General features: G+C 45.9%; 12 protein-coding genes. 11 read left to right on the top strand and 1 reads right to left on the bottom strand.

Annotation, left to right across the window (positions count from 1 at the left end; genetic code table 11):
- The first annotated feature begins 195 nt into the window (after nt 1–195).
- The 3 genes from HQN90_RS15575 (at nt 196) to HQN90_RS15565 (ending at nt 2,471) form a co-directional block, all read left to right on the top strand.
- Nucleotides 196–519, top strand: coding sequence for a hypothetical protein (locus HQN90_RS15575; RefSeq protein WP_173220211.1), 324 nt, complete (start codon nt 196–198; stop codon nt 517–519).
- A 417-nt stretch (nt 520–936) separates the two neighbouring features.
- Nucleotides 937–1,521, top strand: a complete 585-nt coding sequence (locus HQN90_RS15570) for a hypothetical protein (RefSeq protein ID WP_173220209.1) — start codon at nt 937–939, stop codon at nt 1,519–1,521.
- The gene (locus HQN90_RS15565) at nt 1,485–2,471 is read left to right on the top strand and encodes a WG repeat-containing protein (RefSeq protein WP_173220207.1); all 987 of its coding nucleotides are present in this window, start codon (nt 1,485–1,487) and stop codon (nt 2,469–2,471) included. The genes HQN90_RS15570 and HQN90_RS15565 overlap by 37 nt, the downstream gene beginning before the upstream one ends.
- 1,196 nt (nt 2,472–3,667) lie before the next feature.
- Here HQN90_RS15565 and HQN90_RS39945 read toward each other — a convergent pair.
- Nucleotides 3,668–3,784, bottom strand: coding sequence for a DUF2599 domain-containing protein (locus HQN90_RS39945; RefSeq protein ID WP_173220255.1), 117 nt, complete (start codon nt 3,782–3,784; stop codon nt 3,668–3,670).
- 686 nt (nt 3,785–4,470) lie between these two features.
- On the opposite strand from HQN90_RS39945, the gene HQN90_RS15555 reads away from it, so the two are divergent.
- The 8 genes from HQN90_RS15555 (at nt 4,471) to HQN90_RS15520 (ending at nt 16,929) form a co-directional block, all read left to right on the top strand.
- A complete protein-coding gene (locus HQN90_RS15555) occupies nt 4,471–5,907 on the top strand; it encodes an SWIM zinc finger family protein (protein ID WP_173220205.1) in 1,437 nt (478 codons plus the stop codon).
- Nucleotides 5,908–5,931: 24 nt separating this feature from the next.
- Nucleotides 5,932–7,794: a HEAT repeat domain-containing protein gene (locus HQN90_RS15550; protein WP_173220203.1), complete on the top strand. Its 1,863-nt coding sequence runs from the start codon at nt 5,932–5,934 to the stop codon at nt 7,792–7,794.
- Nucleotides 7,770–8,861, top strand: a complete 1,092-nt coding sequence (locus HQN90_RS15545; protein WP_173220253.1) for an ATP-binding protein — start codon at nt 7,770–7,772, stop codon at nt 8,859–8,861. The genes HQN90_RS15550 and HQN90_RS15545 overlap by 25 nt, the downstream gene beginning before the upstream one ends.
- Nucleotides 8,819–11,188: a DUF5682 family protein gene (locus HQN90_RS15540; protein ID WP_173220201.1), complete on the top strand. Its 2,370-nt coding sequence runs from the start codon at nt 8,819–8,821 to the stop codon at nt 11,186–11,188. Before HQN90_RS15545 ends, HQN90_RS15540 begins: the two co-directional genes overlap by 43 nt.
- 3 nt (nt 11,189–11,191) lie before the next feature.
- On the top strand, nt 11,192–12,397 hold the full coding sequence (locus HQN90_RS15535; protein WP_173220199.1) for a VWA domain-containing protein: 1,206 nt from the start codon (nt 11,192–11,194) through the stop codon (nt 12,395–12,397).
- A 703-nt stretch (nt 12,398–13,100) separates the two neighbouring features.
- Nucleotides 13,101–14,474: a group II intron reverse transcriptase/maturase gene (ltrA, locus tag HQN90_RS15530; RefSeq protein ID WP_173220197.1), complete on the top strand. Its 1,374-nt coding sequence runs from the start codon at nt 13,101–13,103 to the stop codon at nt 14,472–14,474.
- A 193-nt stretch (nt 14,475–14,667) separates the two neighbouring features.
- Nucleotides 14,668–15,237, top strand: a complete 570-nt coding sequence (locus tag HQN90_RS15525; protein ID WP_173220195.1) for a DinB family protein — start codon at nt 14,668–14,670, stop codon at nt 15,235–15,237.
- A 441-nt stretch (nt 15,238–15,678) separates the two neighbouring features.
- Nucleotides 15,679–16,929, top strand: a complete 1,251-nt coding sequence (locus HQN90_RS15520) for a hypothetical protein (protein WP_173220193.1) — start codon at nt 15,679–15,681, stop codon at nt 16,927–16,929.
- The last annotated feature ends 79 nt before the right edge of the window (nt 16,930–17,008 follow it).

The following is a 17,008-nucleotide window of genomic DNA, read 5'->3' as shown; positions in this document are numbered from 1 at the left end:
CTAACGCACCATAGTTGATCGACCTTCCTCACCCAGCCGTAGTAGAAGTATTGACGGATTTTATCCATTTTCATCCTCTGTGGTGCAGCGCTGGTCTTGCGCTGCATGAACGGCTAACGGGCAGGATACTTCCAATGCTGTTTCATAATGATATACTTAAATTAACTTGAATCTATTGGTTGGGAAGTGAGATGTTTGGGGGTAAATTTCTCTGCAGCGTTTCAACATTCTTTTGATTATAAATCTATACAACAGTTTAAACAGGAACTCATTAAAGGAGTAAGGTTTCCTAAGATTGTTAAATGCGTACTAGAAGTGAATGAACATAACCCTCACTTAAGAAGAGAATGGTCATTAAATCGTGAACGTATAATCGAATCATGTAACTTTGGTCCATTCGATCTAGTTGTGATTGGCGATGAAGAATATATTGAAGTTGGCGGTCCTGGCGGTTTTGCCTTTATATTTAATAAATATATGTGTGATTTAATCCATGTTTCGGATGGTATAGTTTTTTAAAAAATCCAGAACTGCAATTAGAAATTAGAAGTATATGTAAAGAAATTGCCGATTACTTTTGCTGTGACTTCGCAATATATATCGGGGATAGTTACGGTGCGTTAGATTATGTTTTTGATGGTCATAACATGGAATATTATAAAGCTGATCTTATAAGAAGGTTTGGTAATGCAAAGGGTAAATTGCAAGAACTATTAGAGAGATCCGATAAAGAAAGGAAATCGAATGGCTATTTCATAGATAATTTTAATGATTTGACTAACTGGGAAATGATTCATTATGCTCAAAAATGAATTAAGCAAACGGAAACGATAGTTGAATGACGAAGGCTGGCACGAACAGTAGTTTAGGTACGTTTATGTGCTGGACGGTCGCAATAAAAATTGTCGAGATTTTGGGAAGGGGCAGACCCTAAATATGAGTGAATTTACGCAAGGTACTTTGCTAAAAAGTAGGCATGTTTCAGACATTTTACGTCTTCGACAACAATGGGATATGGACTGTATCGTTCAAATGTTGAATAGTAATTGGGCAGTCTTTTTTTACCGCGAGCAAATTTCAGTTCCTTATGTTGAACAATTTCACTTGGTATGCTCCCTGTCCTTCCCCCTGCTCGCCTTCTATAATTTCGAGGATCACGGTTGGGGATTTACTGTCTATCAAGACGGCCAAACTTACCATAAGTTTGATATATTCTACGAAGAAATCGAAATCGGTGGGAACTTGCAAAAGATCCATGTGCAATTATTCGAATTATTCGGTTTCACTGCCCAAGAGCTGTTTGAAATAGAGGATTCCGTCAATCGAGCGGATGTTGAATGCTTCAAGCTTGCAATGGGTTTCCCAGAGATGTCATGGCTTTCTTATAACTATGCTGTGGGTGACATTGAGGAGGATGACGATAGTGAAATAGAGGTGCTTCAGGATCCGACACCCTGTTCACCTAACCCTTTTTCGGACAAGCTTTGCCGAAGCTCGGTTCGAACGACAGCAGTGGCTTGACGCCGTTTAAAGCCAGCGGGCTTTCCGGTTTTTTCGATTCACTCGGGAAGGTCGCCATTCTCCCTACTTTTCAACAAGTTCAATATTTCACTGATGGACGTGCTGCGTTCAAGCGCGATAACCGATGGGGATTTATTGACGAGGAAGGCGCCGAAGTGATCGAGCCGTCCTTCGACCGAATCGGCTTCTTCGCAGAAGGAGTCGCATTAGTCAGCACGGAACAAAAAAGCCTGCTTATTAATCACAGCGGTCAAGTTCTACAGAAATATGAGCATTTATTCGAAGAGAAACCATTTCTTAACTGCTTCGTTGAAGGTCATGCCATCGTCAAAGTTAATGGCCAATGTGGTCTGTTGGACCGAAATAGAGGGTTCGCACTTGACCCGGTTTTTTCAGCAATCGGACAGGTTTGCAACGGCTTCGCAGTCGTACATCAGAAGGGGATGCCTTCGTTTCTTTGGCGGACGGACGGTACGCGGATGGATGCACCGAAGGGCTACACAATAGCCGGCGGTTTCTCGGAGGGACTTGCCCCAGTAAAGTCAGATAGCGACCTGCATCATTTCTCTTTCATGGACCTGAATGGTGACATCGTTTTGGAAAATATTCCAAGCGTGTTGCTTTATGAAGGCTTCAACAGCGGCGTCATGCCAATCCTCGGCCCCAAAAAGAAGTATGGGTACATGAATACCAGGGGAGAGGTCGTCATTGAACCGAAATTCGATACCGCGCTTCGATTTATCGGAGATGCTGCTCTCGTCGAGAACCGCGGGAAAACGACCTTTATCCGGCCAGACGGGACTCCCTATTTCAAACCAAAGGAACTTCGGAACCTGTCACAATGGAGTATTCGTCTTCACAGCCCTTTTGTCGCACTCGATATTTTTAACTCCGATTACATTAGCAAATACACAGGCGAGCTTATTTTTTCGAGCAAATCTCACCATTAATAACTCAGTAAACGAATATACCTGTGCTTACTTTTGGAGGCAGTAAGTACCTATAAGAGATTTGATACAATGATGGATCACGATCTGGTGCCGATTTGAGACAAGAACATTGCGCCGATAAGTTAAAATGAATCGCTCGAAAGGGCATAATAGTATGGTAGTTACTGTTAAATATCCAATATCCATTAATCTTTGGTATAAAGATTCAAACTATATAAGGGGATATAGATATGCTAGTGTGGGAAATGACGAATGTATCAGATAAATTTCAAAGCCTTATTCTTAAAGAGCAAAGTGAAGAAAATTATACATATTTAAATGGGAAATTTTTGTGTTTTTTGTGTTTGTAGGGAACTTTCTTGTCGTTTTATTTGCGACGTGAATTTACCTATATAACATGCGGACGACAAGACAATCCCTGATATAAGTGCAATTTAAGTTAAATTACACGAGCAAAGAAGTATGTACTAGCTTGGGCATAGCATCCTCTACGCTTAGATCATGGTGCTAGAAGCTAGAAGCAAGCGGGTATATATTCCTAGACTATGCAGTAGAGCAAATATCCAGTAAGTACAAGGCGATGACGACCCCCGCCAACGAAGATATCGCATCCCAGGTCAATCCAATGGCGATGATTGCAGAGCGTTACCTAGAACCGTCAGTACCCTCAGATACACGATACAATGAACTATATAGCCAGCTGGCAGAAGTCTTAGAAGTAAACAAGAATCTAGGGAGCCGATTGGAACGAATTGAAGAACGCCAGCTGAATCAGAATGAAAATATGACGGTAATCCTTTGGGAGTTGCTGTTATCGAATGCTAGAAGCTAAGTAAAAAAAGACCGCCAAGGGAATGCTTTCCCAATAGCGGTTTTTTCTTTTGGAATAATTCATTACTAGACAATTCAAAGACTTCAATAAAATCGGCATCTTGAAAGAATGATTGTTTAGATTATTTTCTGCGTATTAGACTAATCATTGATAAAATACAGCTTATAAAAAGCAATATCAGTAAGATCCAGAACATAGAAAGCCAAAGTTCTCCACCGAGTACTATTGAAGACCTTGTATTAAATTCATCTGTATAAACTCCAATATTCCAAAAGATTCTAACAAGTATTATTAAACATATAGTATTTGCAATAAATATAAATGTATTTAATACATTGTTTTTCACGTCAAATCCCCTACAATCCTATTGGCACTTATTTTTAACACAATTAAGATAGCTTGTTGAAGAGCTACTTGGCTCCAAATTCCAAGTTTCTTTTATTAATGCAAAATAATAATGACAGTCAAATTGCCATTGTATCTTGTTTTCATTAGACTCCTATAATTTACTTATAATTAATATATTAACATTATTAACCATTTATATCAACGAATAAATAGAAATTCTCCTAGATATTATTTTTTTCAAAGCCGCGTACAGGCCAGCAGCTAGCAGTATTGCTCGAAGTTTTGCTATAACCCTCTGATGCACTTGATAAACAAAAATCAAATATTTTTCATCATCTGGTAGAATTATGGATATCGAAGAGTACTTTTTTAATAGCGATATGCTAGAAAATCAACATATCTTCAAAATCCCAGAGATGTTACAAAGAACAGTTTTCGTTATTATCAAAATGAATAAAAAGAGCGTTCAACTCTAACGAGAAACTATAGCTGAATAAGCAACATAGTGAAGCTGCCGGCTAGATAGGCAGCTTCGCTGTGCTAACGAGCAAGATAATTTAATCACTTCAATTTAAGCTTGGAGAATATGCGAAGTTCATAGCAGCACTTTTTCAGCGAAGCTGGTTAATCGGTGGAATAGAAGATAAAGTACCTGCATTAATTACAGGTAATGAGGATGAAAGGTCGATCCAAACAGTTTCAGCCGTCACTGCTAGGATCTGGCGAGTTCAATTCTTGCTGGAAAAGACATACCCATGAAAAAGGAAATTTAGGGTTAGTGTGGAAACTGTTTGTATACCAAGTTATGAGAGGTACAAGATGAATCATTTAACGGAAGCGTATGTGGACAGTCTGGCACTCAACAGCAGTGCGATCAAGAATGGCAAGGATTTGGTGAAGAAAAACAGCTTTCCGCTGCTTTGTCAGTCGGAAGACGGAACGATCATTTTTGGGGAGTGTAAGGGAAGCGGCAAAGACCCGTATCGATGTTCAGTCGATGTTATAAAGGAAGGCAATCCCGTATTCCGGTGTACTTGTCCAAGCCGTCAGTTCCCTTGCAAACACAATCTCGGATTGATGTATGCATTTACCTCAGGAAAGACATTTATGACGGCTCCCGTTCCTCAAGATATTGCGGATAAAAGAGGGAAGGCCGAGAAACGGGAAGAGAAGAAGAAGGAAGCCGCCGCCACGGATGCTCCTGTTGTAAAACGTAAAACGAACAAGTCAACGTTATTGAAAAAAATAACGGCTCAGCTTGAGGGAATCAGCATTGCCGAGAAGTTGATCCTGCAGATGGTTACATCGGGACTTGGCAGCTTGGACAAAAAGGCGCTGCAAACCGCCGATGAGCAGGCGAAGCAACTCGGCAATTACTACATCCCTGGTATCCAAACAGCGCTCAGGGAGTTTACGCTGCAATTCCGAAGCGAAGAAGAACGGGAAACGGTGTACCCTATTGCAATCGAGCAGCTTACCACTTTGCACGCGCTTATTAAGAAAAGCAAAGAGTACTTGAGCGGCAGATTGGAAAATCCGAATATTCCTATCGATGCGGAAACGACATTGGAGGAATGGATCGGGCATGCCTGGCAAATCGCGGAGCTAAGAGAACTGGGTCGTGTGCGCAGCGACATTGAAATGCTGCAGCTATCGTTCCGATCGTATACGGATCCAGCAAGAGGCGAGTTCATTGATGAGGGATATTGGATGGATCTCCAAAGCGGCCAGATCCACATAACAAGAACGTATCGCCCTTTTCGCGCAGTCAAATACATACGTGAAGAAGATTCTGTCTTTCAGGTGGTCCGAGCGAAGGAGCTTGCGCTATACCCTGGTGAGCTGAATACAAGAGTGCGTCCCGAGGAAGCGACGTTCCACGAGGTGAGTCCGCAGGATTATCAAAACATCCATGCAGCAGCTCTGACATCATTCCCGGAAGTCATCAAGCAGGTGAAAAATCTCATCAAAAACCCGCTATCTGACAAGCATCCGGTCGTACTGCTCCATTTTGCAGAAATTAAGAAGACGGATACTTCCTATGTGCTAAAAGACGAACAAGGCAAGCAACTGCCCCTGGTGGACATCTCGTATCTTGGCGAACCAACAACCAATTTGCTGACAATGCTGACGAAGCCGCACCTTCAAAACCAAGCGATGCTCGTCATGTTTGAACATAATAGGACGCATAACCGGCTTGAGGCGCAGCCACTGAGCATTATAACTGCGAATGAAATCATTCGCCTGCTGTATTGATGAAAAGAATTAGGAGACGATTCCATGAGTATAGACATATTGTTTGAGCTGCAGTATGAGGTGCGGCGCTTGTTTATCGCGGGGAGCGGGATGGCGGCAGGTGATTTGCGTATGCAGAAAATACTTCCCCACTTGCACAAGCTGGGCGAGTCGGCGCCAGTGTTTAAGCGAATGGCGCATGCGGTTAGTCAAGTCTTAGAAGCGGAGACAAGCAACTCAGCGGAGAAACTGTTGGAGCTGGGTACGCTGCTTAACTCAGTGTTGTACACGCAAGGGAAAACGGAGACCAAGGAAGAACTCGCCCCTTTTGAGGCAGCTGAAGCTGAATCCGAGTATCCCACATCACTTCCCTACCGCAAGATCTATCCGCTGATTGAAGCGTTGACGAAAAAGGGGCAAGGACGCATGGAACAGCTGCGGCTTGGGCATGAAGAGAGGCTGTTTCTTGATCTTCGCGTGATCCCTGCAGCTGTTTCTGCGTTGGATGACAGCTATGCTGAAATCCCGGATTATCTTCACCGTGAGGTACTGCCGGTAGTTGGGACGGCGGCGCTCCCAGCGCTGAAGCAGCAGTTCAGAATGGATGGCGGAAAAGGGGACGCCCGCCGCTTGGAGCTCCTCCATACCTTACGTCCTGCATCGGACTTAGAGCTGCTGCTGCAAGCTTCGGCTGAGGGTTCAACGGAGGTTCGCTCCATGGCAATTGAGCTTCTGAGTGACTATCCAGAGCAAGAAGATTTCATTTTGGAGCAGGCAAACGATAAGAAAAAAGAGATCCGCAGAGCCGCTTTGTTCGCTTTGTCTCGTCTTGGAACGGAAGAGGCCATTGCTCGCTTGTATAAAGCGCTCAATTCAAAGGATCAAGATATCGCCATAGAGCCGATACAATTGTGCAAGGCGAATGAGCTGACACTAAACATTCTTAAACATGCCAAAACGATGCTCGACAATATCAAGCGACGTTCGAATGTTTCTGATTCAACTCAACTGTTGCTTGCGGACATCCGCAGTCTGCATGGAAAAAGAGTGCCTGAAGTTGCTAGCTTTTTAGAGCTTTTGCTGTCCACTCCAGACTTTATCGTTCCGGAGACAGAAGCTCTTCAGGGTGCCGCTGCCGATCTACTGCTTCAACTTGATCTGCCTGAGGCGGACCGTTTTATCGTAACGCTGCACGAGGCGTACAATCGTAAATTCATTGCTTACAGCTTTAGAGCAGCTCTAAAAATTCTTCCTCCAGAGGATGTCTACGAACGGTTTTGCCATGATCTCAAGGACAAAAAGTCGGCAGTGGCGAAGGATTTGCTTCGTGTCCTGTATGAGGTGACGCCGTCGCTGCATACACAATTGCAAACGCAATTACAACCACAAGCACATGAAAGCGAACCTATCCCTTCATCTGATTTTTCAAGTTGGGACCCCAGATGGGTGCATCTCTTTGTACAATTGGATGAGGAAGAGCTTGTCTGCAGATTCTCCCGAGAGTCAGACCCGAAAGTGACAGCTTATATCGTAAAGAAGTGTGAAGAACGACCTAGCTTTAACGTAACTAAAACAACGAATTTATTGCTGATCTTATTCCGTCAAAACGATCCAGATGCACCAAAGCTGCTCATGGACATTTTGGAGAAAGGCGGAAATAAGCAGTTTTACTACTTAGATCGTATCCAATTAACGCTGCTTTCGCTGCTGCCAAGGCCATATGCGGAAAGACTGCGGCAGTTCGCAGAGGGCTTATCCTATCAAGGCATAAAAAGTCAATTGTTGGATATTGCAGAAGCGATTGCTAACAAGCCGGAGTCAGAGCAAGAGACGGAGCAAAGGGATAGCTCAAATCATGGGGAGAAGGGACAGGGATTATGGGGATGGATCAGAAGCAAGATGTCGTAAGATTGCCCTCCGAAAGGCTTTATGTTGAGGAATTGGAAGCTTTGAAGAAATTGGATCAGGATGCAAAGCCTGCTGGATGGCAGCTTTCTCCGAAAGCTGTTCTTACATTTCTGACGGGCGGAAAAGTAAAAGGTGTTAATATCACGCCAAAATATATCGGAAACAAAAGATTGATAGAAATGGCGATCGCTACACTTTTGACCGACCGGGCCCTCATGCTGATCGGAGAGCCAGGGACGGCGAAGTCGTGGCTTTCGGAAAATTTGACTGCGGCCATTACTGGGGATTCCGGCAAAGTCATCCAAGGAACGGCAGGCACGAGCGAGGAGCATATCCGTTATTCGTGGAACTATGCTATGCTGCTGGCGCAAGGACCATCTGATCAAGCGATTATTAAAAGCCCTATTTTTCGGGCGATGGAAACCGGCGGGCTCGCCCGCTTCGAAGAGATTTCTCGCTGCGCGTCAGAGGTGCAGGACGCGCTGATCTCAATCCTCTCGGAGAAAACAATCTCGATCCCAGAGTTGGGCAGAGAGGTGTTCGCGTCCAGAGGTTTCTCGATCATCGCAACGGCAAACACGCGTGACCGCGGTGTGAACGAGATGTCGGCGGCTTTGAAGCGCCGTTTTAACATCATTGTGCTTCCGTCCCCTTCGGATATCGAGACGGAAGTGGAAATCGTACGTAAGCGGGTTAGCGAAATATCGACCAGCTATGAGCTGAAATCGACGCTCCCAGATGAGGAGGCGGTGCGGAAGGTTGTGACGATTTTCCGCGAGCTGCGCAGCGGGATGACGCTTGACGGCAAAGAGAAGGTGAAAGGGCCGAGCGGGGTCATCTCGACAGCTGAAGCGATTTCGCTGCTGACAGGCAGTATGGCGCTTGCAGGAAGCTTTGGCAGTGGCAGCATCAGTGAGGAAGATATCGCAGCCGGCTTGCAGGGAGCGATTGTGAAGGACGAAGAGAAGGATCGGCTCGTATGGAAGGAATATCTTGAAAATGTGATGAAAAAGCGGGGATCGACATGGAGAAATCTGTACTTCGCGTGCTCGGAGATGAACAACTAGACAAAAGTTCGGGGTTTCATGTTTTCGGTATACGGCACTTATCGCCTGCAGGCGCTCATCACCTCCTTGCTTTTTTGGATGAAATAAAGCCTACAGTTGTGCTCATTGAAGGTCCCAGTGATGCAAGCCCTTTTATCAGTGAGCTGTCGTCGAGCGGTGTTGTCCCGCCTATTGCCATTTTAGCTTACACGGATGGGCTACCTGTAAGGACGCTGCTGTATCCGTATGCCAATTATTCGCCGGAATATCAGGCTTTTATGTGGGCTAGCAAAAACAGTGCGCAGGCTTCATTTATTGATTTGCCCTCTGAGCATGCTTTGGCGCTTTATGAACATCGGAAACGCAGACGATCTACTGCCGAGTCAGAGCAAACGCAAGAAGCAGACGACTTGCAAGTGTATGTTTATGAACAGAACGCACTGTACCAGCGGATAGCCGAGCTGTCCGATGAGCCGGACTACGAGGCTTATTGGGAACGGTATTTTGAACAAAATTTGCAAAAAGACGCTTACCGCCAGGGCATTTATCAGTTTTCAATACAAATGCGCGAGCTTTCCGCAAGGCAGGAGATGCAGCTTGCGCCGCAGGAAGCGGCTTACAATGAAATTCGGGAAGCGTATATGAGGCGTAAAATTCAAGATGCCATAGCCGACGGTCATGCCCCTGAGAAAATTGTTGTCGTCACCGGGGCGCATCACGCCTCTGCGATGGATTTCCGCTTCCCGGCAATGACGGATGAAGAGTTGAAGGGCCTGCCGAAAACAACCACAAAGCTGACGCTAATGCCTTATTCGTACTATAAGCTTTCGTCGCATTCCGGCTATGGCGCTGGGAATCAGGCTCCCGCTTATTTCGAGCTGTTCTGGCAGTGTCTGCAAAGAGGAGATCTTCACCGGCTTCCTGCTCTATATTTCTCGCAGGTGGCGGCTCATCTCAGAGAGCACGGCACTTATAGATCCACAGCTTCGCTCATCGAGGGAGTAAGGCTGGCGGAGGCACTTGCTGCTTTGCACGACGGAAGTCTGCCAACTTGGAAGGATTTGCGCGACGCGGCGACGGTATGTCTAGGCTTCGGCGAGTTCTCCACGATTGCGGAGGCATTGGCTAGAACTGACGTCGGCACAGCCATCGGCCGATTGCCCGAAGGCGTTAGCCAGACGCCGATTCAAGATGATTTGAACAGGGAGCTTAAGAGACTTAAGCTTGAAAAATTTAAAACGCCAGTAGCAACAACGTTAGAGCTGGACTTGCGGGAAAACCGCAGGGTGAAGTCGGAGGAATCCGCGTTTCTGGACTTGAAGCGGTCTGTTCTCTTGCAGCGGCTAGAGCTGCTTGGCATTCAATTTGCCAAAAAGGAACGAGTACACCAAGCTTCCGCATCATGGGCGGAGCATTGGGTGCTGCGTTGGACGCCCGAAGCCGAGATTCAGGCGGTAGAGTCCACCTTGAAGGGGGAGACGATCGAGCTGGCGGCGGCTTTCGTGCTGAAGGAGCGGCTTGAGGCATGCAGCGATATCGCAGAAGCTTCGCGCATCATCAGGACCGCGTGCGACTGCGATTTGACTGAACTCATGGAGCAGGCAAAATCCGCGCTGCAAGGGCTTGCGGTGGACACGGGCAGCTTTGAACAGATAGCAGCGGCGGCCTACGAACTGTCCGTTTTGATCCGATATGGATCTATCCGCCGGATTGAAACAGATCCGCTGCTTCCGCTGCTCCAGCAGTTGTTCCTTCGGGGAACTCTGCTGCTCATGGATGCTTCGGGCTGCAATGACGATGCCGCTGAAGGCATGGTGCGGGCAATTCAGTCTCTCCATACCGTTGCACAAGACCATTATGACCAAGTCGATGACGGATTATGGTTCAATAAACTGCAAGATCTGGCTTCGAGCGACGACCGGAATGCTAAGCTGTCAGGCTTCGCTTTCGCTATATTGCTGGAGCGCAATGAGATTCCGGATGAACGGGTTGCACAGGAAGTTTCGCGCCGTCTGTCTCCTGGGATTCCTGTCGATCTGGGTGCAGGCTGGTTTGAAGGGATGTCGATGCGCAACCGGTATGCCCTTTTATCTAGGGTGTCGCTGTGGCAGCAGCTTGATGCGTATATCACATCGCTTGAGAAGGAAGCTTTCCATCGTTCGCTCGTTTTTCTGCGCCGGGCTTTCGGCTCGTTCGAACCGAGGGAGAAGGCGGCAGTGGCCGAGATGATGGGCGATATTTGGGGTGTTGGCGCGGATACGGCAGGTGCTGCGTTGCAGCAGCCTTTAAGCGAGGAAGAGAAGGAGAAGCTGGATGAGCTCAATGATTTTGATTTTGGAGATTTGTAGCCTATGACAAAGATCGATCAAGAACAAATGAAACGTTGGCGGTTGATTTTGGGCGCTGCTTCCGAAGAGAAACTGATGTCGTACGGCGCAGGCGGTGCTATGCTCGACGAAGAGTCGAGGCTCATGGATGAGGCGCTTGCCGCCATCTATGATGACACGGCAGGCGACAGCCGTGATGACGGAGTGGGTGGCGTCAGCTCCCGCAAAGCAGGGCTGGGAACATCGTCGCCAAAGCTCGCTAAGTGGCTGGGCGATATCCGCACCTTTTTCCCGCCTGATGTGGTGTCTGTTATTCAGTCGGATGCCATCGAGCGCAAAGGCTTGAAGCAGTTGCTCTTCGAGCCGGAGCTGCTTTCCCAAGTAAAGCCGGACATTCAGATGGTAGCCACGTTAATGGCTCTAAAAGGGAAAATACCGGAGAAAACGAAAGAAACCGCAAGGCAGCTAGTCAAAGCCGTTGTCGATGAAATCGTAAAGCGGCTTTCGCAGGATTTGCGACGAGCAGTTACGGGCGCGCTGAACCGCAGGCAGCATTCTCCGCTGCCGTCGGCATCAGGGCTGGATTGGAACACAACCATCCGTAAAAATCTAAAGCACTACGACAAAGAGCGCGGACTCCTGCTACCGGAGAAGGTGTACTTCTTCGACCGTGCACGGCGGAGCAAGGAATGGACGGTTATCCTGGACATCGACCAGAGCGGTTCGATGGCAGGCTCCGTCATTTATGCCTCCATTATCGGCTCGATTTTCGCCAGTATGCCTGCGCTGGATACGCGTGTGGTTGCATTTGACACGGAGGTCGTGGATTTAAGCGAGCAGTGCGCGGAGGATCCCGTCGATATGCTGTTTGGGATTCAGCTTGGCGGCGGAACGGATATTAATAAATCCATTGCGTACTGCTCATCTTTTATTGCGGAGCCGAAGAAAACGCTATTCATCTTGGTCTCGGATCTCTATGAAGGCGGCAACCGAACGGAGATGATGAAAAGGTTGGTCGATATGCACCATTCTGGTGTAAAAACGATCTGCTTACTCGCCTTATCTGACCAAGGTGTGCCTTCTTACGACGAAGCGGTAGCCAAAAAGCTGGCTCAGCATGGTATTCCTTGTTTTGGCTGCTCCCCCGACAAGATGCCTGAGCTAATTGAGGGTGCTTTGAAAGGGAACGATCTTATGGTGCTTGCTGAGCGTGCGAAGCATGGGCAGTAGCTGAAAAAGGAAGGATCTCCTTCGTGTGAATTAGGTGGTCGATGCAAGGGGCCAGGTTATCGGTCGGTAAAATTATCAGAAGTGGAAGAGTTCGTAAGCAAAAATAAAACATTAAGTCAGCTGGAGAGGCTTTACTACAAAAATTATCGGTTAAAGATACCATGAATGGCTAACAGGATACGATAGTGCAATAGTGCGCCTAGCAAAGCTAGGCACAACTAGTTGGTGAAAGTCCAACCGAGGTAGGGACCAAGCCGCCTCGTAGCTAGCAGGCATCTGGTGGCGAGATCCTAAGGATGAAGCCCTGTGAAAACCCCCAACTGGGGTGAAGCAAAACTGCAGGCTGTAACATAAAGTGAATCCTGCCGCATCGACATATCGAACCCGAAAGGGACAAGAGGGAGCCGAACCCCGTATTGTACGGTGAAGGCCACGGAACGCGTGAAGAACTTGGAAAAGCAGCGCGGAAGAATCCTCCGGTGTATGGGGAGCAGCATGTAGTAACAGTTGTGTCTGGAACTAGGGAGACCCTACCTCGCACGACAGCGTCGTAAAGCGCGAACCTATAAGCCCGGAGGGTGAAGTGGTAAGCGGCGAGAAGGGAGTCGGAGAGGGTGGTAGTACCTATGAACGCAGGACAACATAACCTGCGGGAGGAAAGCACCCTTACTTTGTTTACGGGTAACAATGGAGGTAAGAGCGAGTGAATGCAGTGAAATCTGCTAACTACACCAAAGTAAAAGTTCAAGAACTCCAAAGGACCCTCTACCTTGCGGCTAAGGCAAGTAACAAGCGCAGATTTCATGCTCTGTACGACAAAGTGTACCGGACAGATGTCATGTGGGAAGCATGGAAACGGGTCAAAGCAAATCGAGGAAGCGCCGGTATCGACGGTGTGACTATTCAGCACATTGTACAGGAGTATGGAGAAGAGCGATTCGTGATGGACGTACAACGCCAGTTAGTGGAAAACCTCTACCATCCTAAGCCGGTTCGGAGGAGGGATATACCGAAGGGCGATGGTAAAACACGTCCGCTCGGAATACCCATCATTCAGGATAGACTGGTACAAATGGCAACGAAAATCGTCCTTGAGGCAATATTCGAGGCGGATTTCAAGGATTGCTCGTTTGGGTTCCGACCGAAGCGAAGCGCGAAACAGGCGGTTGAGCGGATACACAAGACAGTGAACTACGGGAGAGTGTACTGGGTGGTTGATGTAGACATCGCCGGTTACTTTAACAATATCCCACATGACAAATTGCTCAAACTCGTGGAACAACGGGTGAGTGACCGAAGAGTGTTGAAACTTATTCGACAGTGGCTGAAAGCCGGTGTCATGGAAGATGGACAGGTTCATAACACGGAGATCGGAAGCCCTCAGGGTGGAGTTATCTCACCGCTACTCGCGAACATCTACCTGAACTATCTCGATACCCTTTGGGAAAAGCAATTTTCCCATATTGGTACATTGGTGCGATATGCGGATGATCTAGTTATCTTATGTGAAAATAAACCCCACGCTATGGAAGCCATTCAGGTGCTTAAGGCAGTTTTCAGGAAACTGGAATTGACAATGAACACGAACAAGTCCAAGCTTGTGAACCTGTGGCTGGATAAAGAGGGATTCGACTTCCTCGGATTCCATCACCGCCGCATGCCGAAATTGTTTAAGTCGGGGAAATTCTATGACCTGCGAAGTATTCCATCTAAAAAGGCGATGAAGAAGATGCGTGACAAAGTAAAGGAAGTAACAGCGCCACGTGCGCGACTTTACTGGTCACCAAAGCAAATGGTAGACAAGCTCAATCCCGTTATACAAGGATGGAAGAACTATTATGGTAGTGTAGATCCTGGCATGTCGAACAAATTTCTATTAAAAGTGGACTGGCATATTATTCGTAGACTGACACTGTACTGGAACAAAAAGCACAAGCGAAACCAACTGCACCCGAGGAGGGTCGCCGAGGTACTTGGCCGTATGGGCCTGAAACGAGTATGCGCTTGGGGTAGCTATACTGCCCAAGGTGAAGAACATCGGAAAGCCGTATGCGGGAAAACCGCTCGTACGGTTTGATGAGGGGGGACTGGGAAACCAGTCCCCTACTCTACACAAGGGACAGATCGCCGCAGCAGGCAGCTGTCCCTTGTTCATTAATGTAACGGGCAGCTTTCCAATATGTGCTAATATTGAGGTGTACAATGACTTTGCAGCCCGGTAAGAATTTTAAATTAGCCGAGATCTGAGCCTATTCTAAGGTGGGAAGCTTATGACAGTACAGAAAGCAATACAGTTTATAGAACAGGAACTTTCAAAAACCTTGATTGAATACTATGCATGGTTTGAAGAAAAACCGGAATTGCTTAATTTTAAACCTGAAGTAGGTTGGAGCATTGAAGAAATATTAGAACATGTTACATTAACTAACCATTTCTTATTAATATTGATTCGCAAGGGTAAGATAAAGGCTAAAGACCATGCGATTAAGGTAAACCTAAATGAAGCTGTTTCTACTTATGAGTACAATTTAGAGGAGCTCGATCAAATTGATAAACATAAATCATTTCTCTGGATACGACCTGAGCATATGGAACCGATGGGAGATAAAACAATATCAGAAATAAAAAGTATCATGAAAGAACAAATAAATGAGTGCAAAGAAATTCTTAGTGAAATACCAAACGGGGAAGGCATTTTATATAAAACGACGATGACTGTAAACAATCTTGGAAAGATTGATGTTTACCAATATATTTATTTCTTATGTCAGCATGCCAATCGTCATATCACTCAAATGCAGGCCGTACGAGAAGAGTTTAGTAGAAACAAGGTTGATTAGATCAATGTTATTACGTTAACGAGGAACAATAGTTCAATCACGACATGACGGTAGGCGGCACATGATTGGCAGCCGTTGTCCGTTGAAGTAAAGGGCAGAAGGTTACTTAAATGGGATCGCTGACTGCCGTGCACTTAGTCGATCCCTTTTTTTGTTGAAATAACAGGCTGATAGTACAAAGATTTTTCTTGATTATACTAATTTAAGGTAGTATTAGTTTACTCCATTATGCGAAACTCACATATTTGCATTAAGCTACAAGTAATTGCCAACGAGGAGCAGTTCACGAAGGCTGCAACGCCTTGTCTTATTAAGCTAAGGGCAGTTTAATTGAGTAAAGATTTTGTGAAGTATATTTGTCAATAAGATAAATTTGGTATAATTACCCAAGTGAAATTATCTAATAAATTCGAAATTTTTATCAGAGAAAGGTGTGTGTGCATGAAAAAGGCTGTTAAGTATGCACTGGCGATGTCTGTATTCTACGGTGGGTTCAGTTTTTTAAGCACCTCAGCTACGGCGAGAATCGATCTGATGTCAAATAGACAGTTGGTGGTTCTATCGGAGACGAACCTGCTAGATGACTATAGAAATCCAAATTCTATCGTTGGCTCGATTTCCGGTATGCAGATGGTAGAAGTGGCTTGTACTCTGAATGAACCGAACTGTTTAGCAAACACCCAAGGTAAAGAATATATACGTATAAAAACATGGATGGGAGAAAAATGGATCGAGGATGATAACAAAATTACTGCTGGCGGCTATTGGGATAAAGACAGGGACATTACCATTGTTGAAGATATGAAGTTATATGACCAACCCGATGTCGGTGTTTATGCCAAAGCCGAACCACCTAAAGATATAATATCACCACAAAAAGTGCATGTAACAGCCGTTTATAATTATTTATACAAAGGGGCTCATACAGGAAAAGCAATGTTGGAAGCTCCAATGTGGTATCGAATTTCTACTAAACAACAGGGGCTGAAGTGGATTGTCGATCCATTTATCCCTGAAGACTTTCAGCATGAGGAGAGGTCAACTGACAGAGTCGTTAAAATGACTGGGAACGAATTGCTTTATGATCATCCCTATGAAGTCGTAGGGAAAGGAGTGAAAGCGACTCCAGGAATAGTTCAAGCGGTTGCAAGCTCCATTTTCAACATTAAGACTCAAATTTATGGATGGTTCAAGATTCAATTACAGGATGGAACCTTTAAATGGGTTAAATCCTTTCCTCTATTAGAATCTGAGAGTGGTCCGTTAATGAAATTCGACTTAGCTAACGAAAAGATCACACTGCGAACCGCCACACGTTATTTCGATATCGACGGTGATGCAAGCATTAGTCTGCAAAATTGGCTACAGCCGGGATCATATATAGCTGACAAAATAAATGAAGGTTGGGCACGTATCCAAACCCCATTCGGTTGGAAAGTGGTCAACCTTGATAGGGCACCATTTGAACGACCTCAGGGCATTACAATAACACAAGAAAAAGTAAAATTAACCCCAGAAACAAAAACCTACTATTTTCCGCTGACAGGAGAAGTTTTCCATAAAGCAGGCACGTTCAAAGATCAGGAAGTCCTATCTTTTGAAAAGTGGATTTCCCCAGAGGGGGTCAATTGGTATCATATTTCAACTTACAGTGGCATCGTTTGGGTACCAGATAAACCGTTACAGGAATGAACAACATACGGAAAGTAAAGAGAATGTCAATTCTCTGGTGATTGGAAAGTATTACTTTTTCAACACAGCAAAGAGAAGC

The sequence above is a fragment of the Paenibacillus alba genome, assembly GCF_013204855.1.
In the GTDB taxonomy this organism is placed as follows: domain Bacteria; phylum Bacillota; class Bacilli; order Paenibacillales; family NBRC-103111; genus Paenibacillus_E; species Paenibacillus_E alba.
Note: the sequence above shows the minus strand (reverse complement) of the source record. Positions and strands in the feature narration are given on the sequence as shown.

Coding starts and splice junctions, on each gene's coding strand:
- HQN90_RS15570 (WP_173220209.1), top strand. CDS start 937: ATGAGTGAATTTACGCAAGGTACTTTGCTAAAAAGTAGGCATGTTTCA.
- HQN90_RS15555 (WP_173220205.1), top strand. CDS start 4,471: ATGAATCATTTAACGGAAGCGTATGTGGACAGTCTGGCACTCAACAGC.
- HQN90_RS15550 (WP_173220203.1), top strand. CDS start 5,932: ATGAGTATAGACATATTGTTTGAGCTGCAGTATGAGGTGCGGCGCTTG.
- HQN90_RS15545 (WP_173220253.1), top strand. CDS start 7,770: ATGGATCAGAAGCAAGATGTCGTAAGATTGCCCTCCGAAAGGCTTTAT.
- HQN90_RS15540 (WP_173220201.1), top strand. CDS start 8,819: ATGGAGAAATCTGTACTTCGCGTGCTCGGAGATGAACAACTAGACAAA.
- HQN90_RS15535 (WP_173220199.1), top strand. CDS start 11,192: ATGACAAAGATCGATCAAGAACAAATGAAACGTTGGCGGTTGATTTTG.
- HQN90_RS15525 (WP_173220195.1), top strand. CDS start 14,668: ATGACAGTACAGAAAGCAATACAGTTTATAGAACAGGAACTTTCAAAA.
- HQN90_RS15520 (WP_173220193.1), top strand. CDS start 15,679: ATGAAAAAGGCTGTTAAGTATGCACTGGCGATGTCTGTATTCTACGGT.